Here is a 16664-nt window from a genome sequence, read left to right as displayed (position 1 = left end):
TTTTTCTACGAAAAATGCGATAGAAAGCCTTATTTTTGTTACCACATTAGTCCACTAGACATACGGTTAAATACTGCTGTAACTTTCTTTTCTTATTATGCAAAAACGACTCCTTTGCGGATGGCTGGTTATTGTGCTGTTCAGTGTAGCCGGTTGCCAGAAAAAAGCCTCTCCTGAAGAATACAATGCGAAGGCTGCCGATCCGGCACGCTATACGCAGGCACTGGATAAACTGACACAGGTGGTTATCCATGATATTTTCTCGCCACCGGTAGCCAGCCGGATCTACGGTTATGCCAACATGGCGGGTTATGAGGCCCTTGTTCCCTTCGATGCCAAATACGAATCATTGGCAGGTAAAGTAAAAACGCTGGCGCCTGCTCCCAAACCGGATGCCGGTCAGGAATACTGTTTCCCGCTGGCCAGTGCGAAAGCCTTCCTGACGGTAGCACGGGCCCTGACGTTTTCAACAAACTTTTACGATGAATTTGAGCCGGCTTTTTTTGAGCAATACAAAAAAGACGGCGTTCCTGACGAAGTCTATGAACGTTCTATCGCATACGGGGAGACCGTGGCCAAACACATTCTGGATTTTGCGTCGAAAGATCATTATAAGCAGACACGGGGTTTTAAACATACCGTTACCAACGAAGAAGGTACCTGGGTACCAACGCCGCCGGCCTATATGGATGCGGCAGAGCCACAATGGAATAAAATCCGTTGCTGGGTAATGGATACCTGTAACCAGTTTATGCCGGAGCGCCCGGTGGCCTATAATGTATCCAAAGGAAGTCCTTACTTCAAGGAGGTAATGGACGTATACGAAACAGGTAAAAACCTGACCAAAGACCAGCACGACATTGCTTATTTCTGGGATGACAATGCTTTTGTAATTAACGTAGCCGGTCACGTATCCTATGCTTCGAAGAAAATGACGCCGGGTGGTCACTGGTTACACATTGCCTCAACGGTGGCGGCTAAACAAAAGCTGAACCTGATGCAGTCGGTCGAACTGTATACGCTTACGTCGTTTGCCCTGGCCGATGGCTTTATCTCTTGCTGGGACGAAAAATACCGCAGTAAAATGGTTCGCCCGGAAACGGTTATCAACAAATACGTTGACCCGAAATGGGCACCGTTCCTGCAAACGCCCCCGTTCCCCGAGTACACCAGTGGCCACAGTGTCATCTCCTCGGCTGCGGCTACGGTAATGACCGGCCTGCTGGGCGACAATATTGCGTTTGTCGACTCGACCGAGTTTAAGTATGGTCATGGCGTCCGCTCGTTCAAGTCATTCAAAGATGCAGCCCGTGAAGCATCGGTAAGCCGTTTTTATGGGGGTATTCACTATATGTCATCACTGAATCGGGGTTTGGTGCAAGGTGAGAAAATCGGCAACTGGATTCTGCAGAAAGTAAAAAGCCCGAAAACATCTGTAGCGCAGCGCTAAATTCAGAAACAGACCGGTTACCATCATCAACATCCCGTAACCGGGTCAAAAGCAGATTACCATTCATTGATACAAAGCTCCGGTTGTCCTGAACACCGGAGCTTTTTGCATTGGTTTGGCTAGATTCGCCGTATATTCTTCTGATCTTATGCTCTCACTCACCCACTTTGCAAAATCATATCATAACCGGCTGGTTATTCAGGTGCCTGACTGGCAGCTGCCGGCGGGTATTCACTGGGTTAAAGGCACCAATGGGTCGGGTAAAACCACCCTCTTCCGATCCATTGCCGGCATGCTGCCCTTCGACGGGCAGATTGTACTCAACGGCCAATGGGATTGCCGGCGTCATCCGGTACCGTACCGGCTCAGGGTAAATTACAGTGAAGCGGAACCGGCCTTGCCCGGCTTTCTGACGGCGTGGGAGCTTATTCAGTGGGTCGGTACGGCCAAACAGGCATCCGGTATGCAGATAGACGAACTGATTGATGCTTTTGGCATCCGTGACTTCATGAAAACCCCCGTTGGCACGTATTCGAGCGGTATGCTAAAAAAAACGTCGCTGGTGATTGGCTTTTTGGGGGACCCACTGCTGATTTTACTGGATGAACCTCTTGTTACACTTGATCAGCAGGCTACCGAAACGGTAAGCCGCCTGATTCGCCGCTATCATGAGCAAGGTGTGAGTTTCCTGCTGTCATCCCATCAGGATTTTAACCTGACGAGTCTGCCGGTTCAGTCGGTCTGGCGGGTACAGGAGCAAACACTAACGCAGGAACCCTTAACCAGCGGCCCGGTATGACAGGTATCCTCACGAAGGTGCTGACCAGGACCATCGTCAAGCCTTTCTATGAGCAGAATGCCGGTTTGCTGGCCGTAGTCTTTCTGATTGCAGGGAGTTTTTTACGGGCAATTGAACACATTACGCTGGCGGAGGTGGCCATACGAACGCATTTTGTGCTGGCCATATACATCGGCATCTGGGCCATATATGGTTTCCACACCACCCGTTTTGCGGCCCGTGTCTTACATGATGAACCCTTCCTGCACCACCTGCGGCTGATTCCAGTCCCCACACAATGGCTGGTGCTGGTGCTTACGCAGTTGCAGCTCCTGCTTCCGGTGCTGGTCTATGCCGGTTTTGTGGCCACGATGGCCATCAATGCCGGTATCTGGCTCTCTCTGACCGTCATCCTGCTGGCCATCGCAGCCCTTGCGACCTGGCCGCTGATCTGGTATACCCGTATCCTTCGGAACCCTGCAACCGAACGCTTTTCGGGAAAGCTGGGCAGTTGGTTCAGTCAGCGTTTTACAACCCCCTACCTCTTTTTTTTCCTGCGGTATTTACTGAGCCGTCAGCCGGTACTCTTGTTGCTTACCAAAACAGGCACGTTGCTTGTCCTGCTTGGTCTTGCCGCTCTTTACCCTACCGACGACTATGACTTACGGCTTTTCGGCCTGGGAGGGTTGCTGGCAGCCCTCGCCCATATTACCATTGTCTATCGCCTTTATCAGTTTGAACACGAGTCACTGGTACTTTACCGGAACCTGCCGGTTTCTATCCTCCGACGGCTGCTCCGGTATATGATTCAGATTGCCGTGCTGTTGCTACCGGAAGCCATACTGCTCGTCCGGTACCGGCCTCATGACCAGTCGCTGACGGCCATGCTGAGTATATGGGCATTCGCGCTCAGCCTGACGCTACTGGAATTCAGCCTGTTGTTTAAGCGCCACCGTTTGCCCGACGAGCTTTTTCCGGCCCTTTTCTGGCTACTCATCGGTGGCTTCTTTGCAATTATGTACCAATTACCCGTCTGGCTGCTGGCGGGTTCGGGATGGCTGACCGCCAGCATACTGTTTATCCGGTATTATCCACAGTCGGTTTGGGAAACGCGTTAAGAATCAAGGTCACTGATCCGGTGTACTTTATGCCGGTAGAAAAACCGGTAAATAATCGGGAACACCAGCAGTGTCAGGATAGTCGCCGTAATTAACCCGCCGATTACCACAATGGCCAGTGGCTTCTGGGTTTCTGAACCAATGCCGGTCGAAACAGCGGCAGGCAGCAGCCCGATAGCCGCCATCATGGCCGTCATCACAACCGGCCGGATCCGCGACTGAACGCCCTGCCGGATTGCTTCATCGAGCGGTATACGGGCAGCCATGTTTTTATTGAAAACGGAAATCAGAATGACCCCGTTCTGAACGCAGATACCGAAAAGGGCGATAAACCCGACCCCAGCCGAAATGCCGAAAATAGTACCGGTAGCGTGCAGGGCCAGAATGCCGCCAATGAGGGCAAACGGCACATTCAGTAACACAAGCCCCGCATCTTTAGCATTCCCGAAGGTGATAAACAAGATCACAAAGATGGCCACCAGACTGATCGGTACTACCTGCCCGAGGCGTTTCGAGGCCCGGACCTGATTCTCGAACTCGCCCGTCCATTCAACTTCATAGCCTTTTTCAAGATGAACAGCCTGCCGGACTTTGGCCTGGGCTTCGGCAATGGTACTGCCCAGATCGCGCTCCCGAACCGAAAACTTCACGCCTATAAACCGCTTGTTTTTATCCCGGTAAACAAACGCCGGACCGGTCAGGGTTTTGATTTCGGCAATCTCTTTAAGCGGTATTTTACTACCCTTGATGGTTGGCACCATCAATAGTTGAATATCTTCTTCATTTTTCCGGTACTCCGGCTGATAGCGCACCCGAATGTCAAATTTCCGTTCGCCCTCGTAGAGCTGCGTGGCGGTTTTACCCCCGATTGCCATTTCGATAACGGCCTCGGCATCACCTACCTTCACGCCATACAGGGCCATTTTCTGCTTATCAACATGGATGCTCATTTCCGGCTGGCCTACGTTTCGCAGAATACCGACATCTTTCACTCCTGGTACGTCGCGGATGGCAGCAATGACCTGATTGGCGTATTTATCCAGCTCCTTGAGGTCATTACCAAAGATTTTAACGGCATTTGATGCGTTCATCCCGGCCACGGCCTCCGCAACATTGTCAATAATCGGCTGCGAATAATTGTAGTTGATCCCCTGGAAGTTTTTCAGCCGGCCATCCATCTCTTCAATCAGATCATCCGTCGAAATTTTACGCTCCCATTCGTCTTTCGGTTTGAGGTTTACCTGCATCTGCACGTAGTAAAAACCCGATGGATCTGTGCCGTCATTAGACCGTCCGGTCTGGGACAACACGCCGTTGACTTCCGGAAAATCCATTAGTTTCGCCCGCAGTGTCCGCACCAGCTTTACCGTCTCATTCAGCGAACTGCTCATTGGCAGCTTGGCTTCTACCCACAGCGCGCCTTCATTCAGTTGCGGCAAAAACTCCGTACCCAGCAACGTTGCCGAACCAAACGTAAGCCCCATAAACACCAGAGAACCCAGAATACTAAGGCGCTGATGGCTATAGGTCCAGTTAAAGGCCGACGTAATAGTACGGTCAAAAAAAGTGACAATCGGATTGTTTTTCTCCCGCACATTTTTTTTCAGCAGGATTGAACACAGCACCGGCACCAGCGTCAGCGTAAAAATCAGCGCACCCAGCAAGGCAAAGCCCAGTGTCCAGGCCAGGGGCGAAAACATTTTCCCTTCGACTTTCTGAAACGAGAAAATCGGAATCAGGGCCGTGATGATAATCAGCTTTGAAAAAAAGACGGCCTTTCCCATTTCAGCACCCGTTTTCCGGATCAGACCCAGCTTCGACAGCTTGTTGAACTTTTCCATACCCCGCTCATGGGCAAGATGATCGAGAGACACAAAGATCCCTTCGACCATGACCACCGCCCCGTCGATAATAATTCCGAAATCGACAGCACCCATCGACAGCAGGTTGGCCGACATGCCTCTGATGCGCATACACAAAAAAGCAAACAACAGCGCCAGCGGGATGATAATCGATACAATCACTGTTGTCCGCCAGTCGGCCATAAACAGAAAAACGATCACGGTGACGAACAGAATTCCTTCGGCCAGGTTGTGCAGCACCGTTTTGGTACAGAACCGCATCAGGTTATCGCGGTCATAAAAGGTCACCATCTTTACATCCGATGGCAGCACTTTTTCGTTGATTTCCGCGATTTTATCCTTTACCCGCGCCAGCACATCGCTCGGGTTTTCGCCTTTCCGCATTACGATGATTCCTTCGACCACATCGTCGTTATCGTCGAGGCCTACCTGCCCGACCCGCGGCATATCCGACTCCAGTACCTGTGCCACATTGCGTACCAGAACGGGAGTACCATTGATTTCGTCGATGATGATGTTTTCAATATCCTCAATGTTGGTCAGCAAACCAATACCGCGCACCACGTAGGCCTGTCCGTTTTTCTCAATCACGTCGCCGCCGACATTCAGGTTGTTTTCGGTAATGGCACGGTATACTTCGAGCGGGGTAATGTTGTACTTATGCAGCTGTAAAGGATTGACACTCACCTCATAAATCTTTTCCCGCCCCCCAAAGGCAACAATATCCGCTACCCCGGGAACCGACCGCAGCTGCCGGTCAATCTGCCAGTTCTGGATGGTCAGCAACTCACGGGTATCACGCGTGGGCGATTGCAGGGTATACCGGAAAATCTCACCGGTAGGCCCGTATGGCGGCTGAATATCCGGCTCAACGCCTTCCGGCAATGACAGCGTCCGCAACTGGTTATTAACCTGTTGACGGGCAAAAAAGTCATCAACATCATCTTCAAAAATGATTTTCATGACCGACAGGCCAAACATCGTAATAGACCGGACGTTGGTCTTGCGCTGCACCGAGTTCATGGCTACCTCAATCGGTACCGTCACAAAGCGTTCTACCTCTTCCGCACTGCGCCCGTTCCATTCCGTAACCACAATGATCTGGGTATTCGTTACGTCAGGAAATGCTTCAATCGGGGTGTTCAGATAACTGAACAAGCCGGCAACCGTAAGGATACCGACGAGAAAAAACGTAAAAAATTTATTCTTTAATGAAAACGTTACAATGGCTTTGATAAACTTGTTCATAGCGGGAAGGAATGGCTAAAGGCGGTTGTCAGGACAGGGCTATACCCGTAATTAATCGTTCAGTGCATCGTATACCAGCAACTGATACTTACTGATCACCCGTTCGCCGGCTTTTACTCCCTTCTGAATGTAGGCCAGGTCACCCTGGGAGCGGTAAACACTTACCTCCCTGGTTTCTATATGCTGCCGGTCTTTAAAGACCATGACAAACGATTTGCTCTTATCGAAAATGACTGATTTTGCCGGAATAGCGGCCATACTTCCTCCTTCCGTCATTCCGATGTAGACCGTGGCATGCATTTCGGGCTTCAACAGCATCTTACTGTTATCCAGCCGGATACGCACCTGCATGGTTTTTGTCTCAGGGTCGAGTACGTTATAGATTTTATCAATTTCGCCGTGAAAGGTCTGGTCGGGGTAGCTCAAGGTCTGGATATTGGCTGGTAGCCCCAGCTTCATTTTCCCGATGTCTGATTCATTCACATTGGCCATGATCCAGACCTGATTCAGCTGTGAAATTACAAACAAAGGCGCCCCGTCGTCGGACCGAAGCTGCATATCCCGGTTGATTTCTTTCTGAATGACATAACCTGAAATCGGCGATTTCACGACATACTCAGACTTGCTGTTAACGCTGAAGATCCGGAAGATCTCACTGATCCGGTCCAGTTCGGCTTTGGCCCGCTCCAGTTCTTTCTGCGCCAGAATAACATCCCGTTCGGCGTTCAGTTTGTCTTCTTTCATTTCCTGCGCAATCCGGAGATTTTTCTCCGCTACCCGCACATCCGACTGCGCCTCCAGCAACTCACGGTCATAGCTTGCCACTTCGCCGGATTTAATGACGGCCAGCACCTGTCCTTTCTGTACATAGTCGCCCAGCTCGGCGCGTACATCCCGCACATAACCGCCCACGAGCGGAAATACCTTGATCACCCGGTTTTCGTCGGGGACAACCTTCCCGGTCAGCCGCAGCTGGCTACGGATCGGTTCCAGCTTCACCACATCGGTCTGAATGCGGTTCATCATAGTGTCAGTCAGGGCAAATCCTTTGGCGGGTACGCCGGTATCATCACTGTGTCCGTGCGAACAGGCTATCCACAGACCCGACTGCAGCAGTAAGGCAATAAAAGAAAGCGATTTCATGGTTTAGTAAGATTGAGAAAGGGATAGTTTAGTATTTGACGAGCTCAGTACCAACAACATAGTTCAGTTCTTCATGCGCATTGATACGGTCGGCCCGCAGGCGGTTGAGCTGACGGATATTGTCGAGATAGCTCTGAAAGAGGTCGACAAATTCGACCAGTGACAGGTTTTGTTTTTCAAAACTCCGGAACACCCCCTGATTCAGTTCTTCGAACTGGCTCAGGTACGTACGATCGACCTGTTTATAGGCCGTTTCAACCTGTTGAATTTTCTGAAAGGCAGCCCGCACTTCGTTTTCGATCTGTAAACGGCGGTTACGCTGCAGCTGCATGTTATAATTTACCTGTGCCTGAGCGGCCCGTATATTCCCCTGATTTTTATTCAGGAACGGTAAGTCCAGCGCTACCGTAAAGGCGGTGTAGTTAGCGACATAACTCCCGTTCTGATCATAGGTAGCTCCCAGCCTCAGGTCAGGTACGGCCAGTGATTTCTGAAGAGCGACATTGATCTGCGCCTGCTTCACCAGCGACTCCGCGCTTTGCAGATCCGGCCGGTTCTGTATAGCCGCGTTGGTAGCCTCATCCAGCGCCGGCAAGGCCGAATTCGGGGCAATCAGCAGGTTAGCGGCCACGACCGGCTTAATGACAGCATTACTTTGCAGCAGATTACGCAGGTTTTTCTGCGCTTCGGTCAGTTGCAATTCCAGCTCAAGCCGGTCATTGTCAAGCTGAAACCGGAGTGCTTTCAACCGCACCAGCTCACGAAGCGAGACGTTATTCTTACCATACTGCCGTTCAAACGCATTGATAATATCCGTCAGCCGGTTTTGCTGCTGGTAAAAAATGGCCAGCGTATTCTGCAGAAAGAACAGGGTATAAAACTGTGTGCGCAATTCGAATTTCAGAGCCCGCAGCAGTTCCCCAAACTCGCTTTCGGTCATCCGTGCATTCTCCATGGCCAGGGCAATCCGTTTACTGCGCTTGCCGGCCAGCACCACCGTCTGTTGAATCGAAAACGCTTTCTGTCCGCCATTTCCTACATCCAGTACCCGCCGGCGCGACGGGTTATACAGGCTCCACTCCGAAGTCAGCGATGGGTTGTCCCAAAGCCGTTCCTGCTGGATAAAAGCCTGCGAGGCGTCAATCTGATAACGGCCTGCCAGCACCAGTAAGTTGCGTTGTATAAACAGGCTATCTACCTGCCGGGCAGTGAGCGTCAACGTATCCTGGGCAGATAAACGGCTTATCGACAACAGGATAGAAAAGCAAATAAGGTATCGTTTACGCATAGTAGCAAGGTTGTGGCGGTGGCCAATAAGGCCTTAAATCTTTTATTTTTTAACCGGATATTTATATATCTGAAGGGGTATAGATTTGCTATCTATCTATAGATGAATCTTTTGCTCCCTAATACCTGACAAAGTTACGGGTCAGCGAAGGCCCTGATAGTTAAATACTTATTAAAATAGATGCAGCTTTACGGAGACGTGTGCCGGCAAAGTGTTTATATAATCTGCTGCAAAACAGCTCGTTAGGCACTATATTATTTTAGCAATTTTATTAATGGCTTTTAACATTCTGATAATAAGCGGATTGTCATTTTATTAATAACAAATTAAATTTTCTTCAACGCCTGGCCAGGTGATGTATAATTAAAAAGAGGTAATCATTCATTTTTTAAATTATTATGCTTGCATACTATTATCAAACTTTTGTAGTTTTGTACAGACAGCAATATGTACGAACGCAAAGGCATGAAGAAGGAGAAAACCGTTGATTTTCACATAAAATGGGGTTGGCATGCCATATCAAGGATGTACAACGCCTATGCGGCCGGGTACGATATGACCATGGCCATCGGCTATGTGCTGCTCAACATTGATCTGGATACGGGTACGCCCGCCACGAAGATCGGCCCCATGCTGGGTATGGAACCACGCAGTCTGGTCCGGATGCTGAAAAGCCTTGAAGAACGCGGCTGGATACGGCGCGAGGTCGATGAAAACGACAAGCGTTTTGTACGGATTCTACTGACTGAAACCGGCAAGGAAAAACGGGAAATAGCCCGCCAGGGTGTTATTCAGTTTAATAATATGATCCGCGAGCGGATTCCGCTCGATAAACTGGTCATTTTCTTCGATGTAATCAAAGACATTAACCGCATCGTTGAAGAAGAAAATCAGAAAGTTAAATCAAGCGAGGCCGAAGAACTTCCGCTGGATTAAATACCGATTTTTAATTCCTGACATATGGAGGCAACCCTTTCAAAACCACAGACACAAACGAAAAACCGTACCATCCGGCGTGTAGCCGTTTTGGGCTCAGGTATTATGGGGTCGCGGATTGCGGCTCATTTTGCCAACATTGGTGTTGAAGTACTCCTGCTCGACATTGTACCGTCGGCACTGAATGCTGCCGAAGAGGCGAAAAAACTAACCTTGCAGAGCCCGGCCGTTCGCAACCGGATAGTAAACGATGCCTGGCAGGCCATGCTGAAAGCCTCCCCCGCCTCGCTATACAGCACCAAATTTGCCGAACGCGTGAAGCTGGGCAATTTCGATGATAATTTAAAGGATATTGCGACCTACGACTGGGTGATCGAAGCCGTTGTGGAGCGGCTGGATATCAAGCGGTCGGTTTATGAGCGGGTAGAACAATTCCGCAAGCCGGGTACGCTGATTACGACGAATACCTCAGGGATTCCGATGCATTTGCTGGCCGAAGGCCGTTCGGACGATTTCCGGAAGCATTTCTGCGGTACGCACTTCTTTAACCCGCCGCGCTACCTGCGTCTGCTGGAGATTATTCCGGGACCCGACACCGATCAAACCGTGATCGGCTTCCTGATGAAATACGGTGACCTGTATCTGGGCAAGACAACCGTTCTCTGCAAAGACACACCGGGCTTTATTGCGAACCGCCTTGGTATTCAGGCCCTGATCCAGACGATCCGGATTGCGGAAGACATGGGACTGACGGTTGAGGAGGTCGATAAGCTAACCGGGCCGGTAGTCGGCCGGCCAAAATCAGGGACGTTCCGGCTGTCGGACGTCGTTGGTCTGGACACAACGGTCAATGTTGCCAATAACCTGGTAAAAATGCCGCACGATGAGTCGCGCGACAGCTTCCAGCTCCCGGGCTCCGTTCAGAAGTTAATGGAAAACAAATGGCTGGGCGACAAAACCGGTCAGGGTTTTTATAAAAAGACAAAAGACGAAACCGGTAAAACGCTGATTCTGGCGCTTAACCTGAACACGTTTGACTATCAGCCGTCACAGAAAGTAAAATTTGCGACGCTGGAAAGTACCAAGGCTATTGACAGCCTGAAAAAACGTTTTCCGGTACTGCTGGCCGGTAAAGATAAAGCCGGTGAGTTTTACCGCCGCACGTTTGCCGACGGCTTCCGTTATGCTACCTACCGTATTCCGGAAGTTTCGGATGAGCTGTATCGCATCGATGCCGCCATCACAACCGGCTTCGGCTGGCAGATGGGCCTGTTCGAGACCTGGGATGCCATCGGCGTCCGCAAAGGTGTTGAACTGATTGAAGCGCAGGGTCAGAAACCGGCTCAATGGGTCTACGACATGCTCGACGCCGGTTTCGACAGCTTCTATAAGGTAGAAAACGGTGTTCGTAAATACTACGACATTCCGGCGAAGGGCTATAAGACCATTCCGGGCACAGAGTCGTTCATCATTCTGGAGAACCTGAGCAACAATGTTGTCTGGAAAAATGCCGGGGCAACGCTGTATGATCTGGGCGATGGCATTCTGAATCTGGAATTCCATACGAAGATGAATACCTTCGGTGCAGAGGTGATTGAGGGTATCAACAAATCAATTGCCATTGCCGAAAAAGATTTCCGTGGTCTGGTTATCGGCAACGAATCGACGGAGGCATTCTCGGCTGGTGCCAACCTGGCAATGCTGTTCATGTTTGCCATCGAGCAGGAATTCGATGAAATTAACCTGATGATTTCACAGTTCCAGCAAACGATGATGCGCGCCCGTTATTCGTCGATTCCGGTGGTCGGTGCGCCGCACTCCCTGGCGCTCGGCGGCGGCTGTGAGCTGAATCTGCATGTAGACCGTGTGGTGGCTCATTCCGAAACCTACATGGGACTGGTTGAAGTGGGTGTTGGTCTGATTCCGGCCGGTGGCGGAACGAAGGAGATGGCCGCCCGCGCCAGCGACCTATACCAAACCGGTGACCCGGAGCTGAATATTCTGCAAAATGCATTTATGAATATCGCCACGGCGAAGGTATCGACCTCGGCGCAGGAAGCCCGCGAGATGAACTACCTGCTACCGTCGGCGCAGATTGTGCTGAACCGCAGCCGCCTGATTGCCGAAGCCAAACAAGTTGCTGTTGAACTGGCGGAAAACGGCTATGTGCAGCCTAAACAGCGAAATGATATTAAGGTACAGGGTAAAACAGGTATCGCCTTATTCAAGGCAGGTGTTGCGGCCATGCGTATGGGCCGCTATATTTCTGACCATGACGTGAAGATTGCCGATAAGCTGGCTTACGTTATTTGCGGCGGTGACCTCAGCAGCCCGCAGACCGTTACCGAGCAGTACCTGCTTGATCTGGAGCGCGAAGCCTTCCTCTCGCTGACCGGCGAGAAGAAAACCCTGGAACGGATTCAGAGCCTGCTGTCGGGCGGTAAGCCACTCCGGAATTAGCGATATTTTGATTATTTTTAAGGGCTTCCGAACGGAAGCCCTTTTTTATGTTTGAAAATACCAGAATACAATTCAGTACGCATAGATACAGCTATTTATGAAACCACAATTCATAACTGACGATCAAGGAAAAAGAACAGGCGTAATCCTGTCAATTAAAGATTACAATAAACTCATTGATGAACTTGATGAGGCACATACCGTCAAATTATACGATACTGCCAAAACAGAGAAGCTTACCTTTCAACCGCTGGAAGCTGCCTTAACAAGAGTTGACGCTAAACGTAGAAAGAGTGGCTTATCAAGTTCAGATCAGTAACCGTGCAAGCAAATTCTGGAAAAGCTTGCTCAGAATGAGTATTCGCGTATCGTCAGCCGTCTCCGTGCCTTAGCTGACAATCCAAGACCTGTTGGATACAAAAAACTGAAGGGACGCACCGGCTACCGAATCAGGATCGGTGCTTATCGGATTGTTTATGAAATAGAGGATGGTCAGCTAATCATACTGGTTATTGATATCGGGCATAGAAAAGATATTTACAACTAAAGCCAAAGGACTAACCCTTTGGCTTTTTTCGTTAAAAAAATCTCATTTCCCTTGCACAATCAAAAAAGGATTATTTCCTTTACAGCGTGATTTACACCCACAGCGAAATTTCACTATTAGTTCAAAATAAATGTTTTCATCAACCGTCATCGTCATTATTGAGCTAGTCACCTGGTAAACCAGCGTGAGATCGGGACGTTACGACAACGGTTGAGCCCCTTCTCACTGCGAGAAGGGGCTTTTTGCTAACTGATACCAACGACAACAAAACCTGGCTATTGCTAAACCCTTTACCAAAGCCATCTACGCATAAGACCATGTCACAAACAGAAACAACTAAGCTGAACCGCTACAGCAGTACACTAACCCAGGAAGTAAGTAATCCGGCCGCACAAGCCATGCTTTACGGCATTGGCCTTACCGAAAGCGATCTGGACAAGCCGCAAATCGGCATTGCCAGCACCGGCTACGAAGGAAACCCGTGCAACATGCACCTCAACGGTCTTTCTGTGTATGTGAAGCAAGGCGTGCAGGCAAATGACATGGTCGGCCTGATTTTTAATACGATCGGCGTTTCTGACGGGATGACCAACGGTAATGCCGGGATGAAATATTCGCTGCCAAGCCGGGATATGATTGCCGATTCCATCGAAACAGTCGTAAATGCCCAGTGGTATGACGGAGTCATTACGGTGGTAGGTTGTGATAAAAACATGCCGGGTGCGGTGATGGCGATGGCCCGTATCGACCGGCCGGGTATCATGGTATACGGTGGCACAATCCGCTCCGGCCACTATAAGGGGCAGAAGCTGGACATTGTTTCGGCATTTGAAGCTTACGGCAAGAAACTGGCAGGCAATATCTCTGACGAAGATTACAAAGGCGTTATTCAGAACTCGATTCCGGGCCCGGGAGCCTGCGGCGGTATGTATACGGCCAACACCATGGCATCGAGTATCGAAGCGATGGGCCTGAGCCTGCCGTTCAGCAGCAGTTATCCGGCAACCCACGAAGGCAAACAGAATGAATGCCGTAAGATCGGGGCCGCCATGAAGCGCCTGCTGGAGCTGGGTGTTACGCCCAAAGATATTATTACCCGCGAATCGCTGGAAAACGCGCTGACCATCGTAATGGCGCTGGGCGGATCGACCAATGCGGTACTGCATTACCTCGCTATTTCACGGGCGGCAGGCCTGCCGATGACGCTGAACGACATTCAGGCCATCAGCGACCGCACACCGCTACTGGCCGACCTGAAGCCAAGCGGCAAATACTACATGGAAGATGTACTGGCCATTGGCGGTATTCCGGCCATCATGAAGTACCTCCACGGTCAGGGCATGATTCATGGCAACTGCATGACTGTTACGGGCAAAACCGTTGCGGAAAACCTGGCCGAAGCGCCGGATCTGGAGTTTGAATCACAGAAGATTGTGTTCCCGCTGTCGCAGCCGCTGAAAGCGACCGGCCACATTCAGGTATTATACGGCAACCTCGCGCCACGGGGCGGGGTCGCCAAAATCACCGGGAAAGAGGGACTTCGGTTTGAAGGCATTGCCAAAGTTTGCGAGCACGAAGGCGAAATTCTGGACTTTCTGGCGAAAGGCGAAATTAAGCCGGGTCAGGTGATTGTTATCCGGAACGAAGGGCCGAAAGGCGGACCGGGTATGGCCGAAATGCTGAAGCCGACATCGGCGATCATGGGTGCCGGTCTGGGCGATAAGGTTGCGTTGATTACCGACGGGCGTTTTTCAGGTGGTACGCACGGCTTCGTGGTCGGCCATATCACGCCGGAAGCGTATGAGGGCGGCCCGATTGCGTTTGTAAAAGACGGTGACCGCATTACACTGGACGCCGAAGGACGCGAAATGACGCTGCACATTTCGGACGAAGAAATGGAGCTCCGCCGCAGTCAGTGGGTAAAACCCGCGCCGAAATTTACGAGAGGTGCACTCGGTAAGTTCATCCGCTCCGTAAAACCGGCTGATGAAGGCTGCGTTACCGACGAAGAATAACAGACAGTAACAGCGAAAGACAACAACTAAAACACCAATAACCGTCATGGAAGCAACGGTTTTATTATCCGAAACGGAAGCCCAACAACCCAATGGGGCCGCAACAGTGCCGGCTGAAATGCCCGCTAAAATCATCTCGGGTGCCGAAGCCCTGATGAAAGCGCTCGTTGCCGAAGGTGTCGAAACAATTTTTGGTTATCCGGGAGGTGCGATCATGCCCGTCTACGACGCCCTGTACGATTACCAGGATCGCATTAACCACATTCTGGTCCGTCATGAGCAGGGGGCCGGGCATGCCGCCGAGGGCTATGCCCGGGTGACCGGCCGCGCAGGTGTCTGCCTCGTTACGTCGGGCCCCGGCGCCACGAACCTGGTCACGGCTATTGCCGATGCTCTGATCGACTCCACCCCGATGGTGTGCCTGATTGGTCAGGTAGGCCGGAAACTGCTGGGAACGGATGCCTTCCAGGAAACGGACGTAATTGGTGTTACCATGCCGATTTCGAAGTGGAACTATCAGATTACCAGCGCCGACGAAATCCCTGAAATTATTTCAAAGGCGTTCTACATCGCCCAGTCGGGCCGGCCAGGCCCGGTGGTGATTGATATCACTAAAAATGCGCAGGTCGAACTGATGTCAGAGCCGTTTGTGTACGAACGTTGCCAGTCGATCATCAGCTACCGTCCACGGGTAGTGCCTAAGCAGGATCAAATTGAAAAAGCGGCTGAGCTGATCAATAAAGCACAACGCCCATACATTTTTGCCGGTCACGGTATTCTGATTTCGAAAGCCGAAGAAGAACTAAAAGCCTTCGTCGAGAAAACGGGTATTCCGGTGGCCACGACCCTGCTGGGTCAGTCGTCGATTTCAACCGATCACCCAAACTATGTCGGCTGGCTGGGCATGCACGGCAACTATGGCGCCAACGTGCAGACGGATAAGTGCGACCTCGTTATTGCCATTGGTATGCGCTTCGACGACCGGGTAACCGGCGATGTCAGCGCCTTCGTCAAGCAGGCAAAGGTGGTACATATCGAAATCGACCCCGCAGAAATTGATAAGATTATCAAGGCCGATGCACCGGTTGTTGGCGATGCCAAAGAAGCGCTGAACGCCCTGATGCCGCTTGTTCAGCCGAATAACCACGCGGTCTGGCTGAATGAGTTCAAAAAATTTGACGCAGTCGAGCACGCCAAAATCACGGTTCCGTCACTGGCGCCAACGACCGAAAAAATCAAAATGGGTGAGGTGCTGGACCTGCTGTCAACCAAAACAAACGGCGAATCGATTCTGGTCACCGACGTAGGGCAGCACCAGATGATGGCCTCACGTTATTATAAATTCCGCCGGCCAAACAGTCTGGTCACCTCAGGGGGTCTGGGCACAATGGGCTTTGCGCTGCCGGCTGCTTTCGGGGCACAGGTCGGTGCGCCGGATCGTCAGGTGGTCGCCATCATCGGCGACGGTTGTTTCCAGATGACGCTACAGGAGCTGGGAACGATTGCCCAGAACAAAGTACCGGTCAAAGCAATCATCCTGAACAACAATTTCCTCGGCATGGTGCGCCAGTGGCAGCAACTGTTCTTCGAGCGCCGGTATTCGTTCGTGGAGCTTCAGAATCCGGATTTCATCACGATTGCCAAAGGGTTCGGCGTCGACGGTCATACCTGCAACCAGCGCGAAGATCTGGATGCATCACTGGAGAAAATGCTGGCCCACGACGGCCCGTACCTGCTCGAAGTAGTGGTCGAAAAAGAAGAAAACGTATTCCCGATGGTTCCGGCAGGAGCGCCAATATCACACATTCGCCTGGAGTAA

At 51.0% G+C, this 16664-nt stretch carries 12 protein-coding genes; 9 read left to right on the top strand and 3 right to left on the bottom strand.

Annotated elements, in window-relative coordinates:
• Window positions 1-97 precede the first annotated feature (97 nt).
• From BLX24_RS24620 to BLX24_RS24610, 3 genes are all read left to right on the top strand, one after another.
• On the top strand, window positions 98-1450 hold the full coding sequence (locus tag BLX24_RS24620; protein WP_071505883.1) for a vanadium-dependent haloperoxidase: 1353 nt from the start codon (window positions 98-100) through the stop codon (window positions 1448-1450).
• 148 nt (window positions 1451-1598) lie between these two features.
• On the top strand, window positions 1599-2249 hold the full coding sequence (locus BLX24_RS24615) for an ABC transporter ATP-binding protein (protein WP_071505882.1): 651 nt from the start codon (window positions 1599-1601) through the stop codon (window positions 2247-2249).
• The gene (locus BLX24_RS24610) at window positions 2246-3346 is read left to right on the top strand and encodes a hypothetical protein (protein ID WP_071505881.1); all 1101 of its coding nucleotides are present in this window, start codon (window positions 2246-2248) and stop codon (window positions 3344-3346) included. Before BLX24_RS24615 ends, BLX24_RS24610 begins: the two co-directional genes overlap by 4 nt.
• On the opposite strand, the gene BLX24_RS24605 is transcribed toward BLX24_RS24610, so the two are convergent.
• From BLX24_RS24605 to BLX24_RS24595, 3 genes are read right to left on the bottom strand one after another with little or no spacing between them, the layout of a single operon-like run.
• Window positions 3343-6456 (bottom strand): efflux RND transporter permease subunit, encoded by a 3114-nt coding sequence (locus BLX24_RS24605; protein ID WP_071505880.1) that lies wholly within the window; start codon window positions 6454-6456, stop codon window positions 3343-3345. The two genes, BLX24_RS24610 and BLX24_RS24605, sit on opposite strands and share 4 nt — an antisense overlap.
• Before the next feature lie 51 nt (window positions 6457-6507).
• A complete protein-coding gene (locus BLX24_RS24600) occupies window positions 6508-7599 on the bottom strand; it encodes an efflux RND transporter periplasmic adaptor subunit (protein ID WP_071505879.1) in 1092 nt (363 codons plus the stop codon).
• A gap of 28 nt (window positions 7600-7627) precedes the next feature.
• Window positions 7628-8887 (bottom strand): TolC family protein, encoded by a 1260-nt coding sequence (locus BLX24_RS24595; RefSeq protein ID WP_071505878.1) that lies wholly within the window; start codon window positions 8885-8887, stop codon window positions 7628-7630.
• Between the two features lie 465 nt (window positions 8888-9352).
• Here BLX24_RS24595 and BLX24_RS24590 point away from each other — a divergent pair, with 465 nt between their 5' ends.
• The 6 genes from BLX24_RS24590 to ilvB all read left to right on the top strand — a co-directional run bounded on the left by BLX24_RS24590 (window position 9353) and on the right by ilvB (window position 16664).
• The gene (locus BLX24_RS24590) at window positions 9353-9823 is read left to right on the top strand and encodes a MarR family winged helix-turn-helix transcriptional regulator (protein WP_071505909.1); all 471 of its coding nucleotides are present in this window, start codon (window positions 9353-9355) and stop codon (window positions 9821-9823) included.
• A gap of 24 nt (window positions 9824-9847) precedes the next feature.
• The gene (locus BLX24_RS24585) at window positions 9848-12283 is read left to right on the top strand and encodes a 3-hydroxyacyl-CoA dehydrogenase/enoyl-CoA hydratase family protein (RefSeq protein ID WP_071505877.1); all 2436 of its coding nucleotides are present in this window, start codon (window positions 9848-9850) and stop codon (window positions 12281-12283) included.
• Window positions 12284-12380: 97 nt separating this feature from the next.
• Entirely contained in the window at window positions 12381-12602 is a 222-nt protein-coding gene (locus BLX24_RS24580; protein ID WP_071505876.1) for a hypothetical protein, read from the top strand.
• A gap of 12 nt (window positions 12603-12614) precedes the next feature.
• Window positions 12615-12830 (top strand): type II toxin-antitoxin system RelE family toxin, encoded by a 216-nt coding sequence (locus tag BLX24_RS34095; protein WP_218160718.1) that lies wholly within the window; start codon window positions 12615-12617, stop codon window positions 12828-12830.
• A gap of 317 nt (window positions 12831-13147) precedes the next feature.
• Complete coding sequence (gene ilvD / locus BLX24_RS24575) at window positions 13148-14845, top strand: dihydroxy-acid dehydratase (protein ID WP_071505875.1); 1698 nt, start codon at window positions 13148-13150, stop codon at window positions 14843-14845.
• Window positions 14846-14891: 46 nt separating this feature from the next.
• Complete coding sequence (ilvB, locus tag BLX24_RS24570) at window positions 14892-16664, top strand: biosynthetic-type acetolactate synthase large subunit (protein WP_083422155.1); 1773 nt, start codon at window positions 14892-14894, stop codon at window positions 16662-16664.

The sequence above is a fragment of the Arsenicibacter rosenii genome, assembly GCF_001870735.1.
GTDB lineage: Bacteria > Bacteroidota > Bacteroidia > Cytophagales > Spirosomataceae > Arsenicibacter > Arsenicibacter rosenii.
The sequence above is the reverse complement of the archived record's forward strand: the minus strand, read 5'-3'. Positions and strand labels throughout refer to the sequence as shown.

What these genes read in the sequence shown, in the direction of transcription:
- BLX24_RS24610 (WP_071505881.1), top strand. Translation starts at nt 2,246, where the DNA reads ATGACAGGTATCCTCACGAAGGTGCTGACCAGGACCATCGTCAAGCCT.
- BLX24_RS24585 (WP_071505877.1), top strand. Translation starts at nt 9,848, where the DNA reads ATGGAGGCAACCCTTTCAAAACCACAGACACAAACGAAAAACCGTACC.
- BLX24_RS24605 (WP_071505880.1), bottom strand. Translation starts at nt 6,456, where the DNA reads ATGAACAAGTTTATCAAAGCCATTGTAACGTTTTCATTAAAGAATAAA.
- BLX24_RS24615 (WP_071505882.1), top strand. Translation starts at nt 1,599, where the DNA reads ATGCTCTCACTCACCCACTTTGCAAAATCATATCATAACCGGCTGGTT.
- BLX24_RS24600 (WP_071505879.1), bottom strand. Translation starts at nt 7,599, where the DNA reads ATGAAATCGCTTTCTTTTATTGCCTTACTGCTGCAGTCGGGTCTGTGG.
- BLX24_RS24595 (WP_071505878.1), bottom strand. Translation starts at nt 8,887, where the DNA reads ATGCGTAAACGATACCTTATTTGCTTTTCTATCCTGTTGTCGATAAGC.
- BLX24_RS24590 (WP_071505909.1), top strand. Translation starts at nt 9,353, where the DNA reads ATGAAGAAGGAGAAAACCGTTGATTTTCACATAAAATGGGGTTGGCAT.
- BLX24_RS24620 (WP_071505883.1), top strand. Translation starts at nt 98, where the DNA reads ATGCAAAAACGACTCCTTTGCGGATGGCTGGTTATTGTGCTGTTCAGT.
- ilvB (WP_083422155.1), top strand. Translation starts at nt 14,892, where the DNA reads ATGGAAGCAACGGTTTTATTATCCGAAACGGAAGCCCAACAACCCAAT.
- ilvD (WP_071505875.1), top strand. Translation starts at nt 13,148, where the DNA reads ATGTCACAAACAGAAACAACTAAGCTGAACCGCTACAGCAGTACACTA.
- BLX24_RS24580 (WP_071505876.1), top strand. Translation starts at nt 12,381, where the DNA reads ATGAAACCACAATTCATAACTGACGATCAAGGAAAAAGAACAGGCGTA.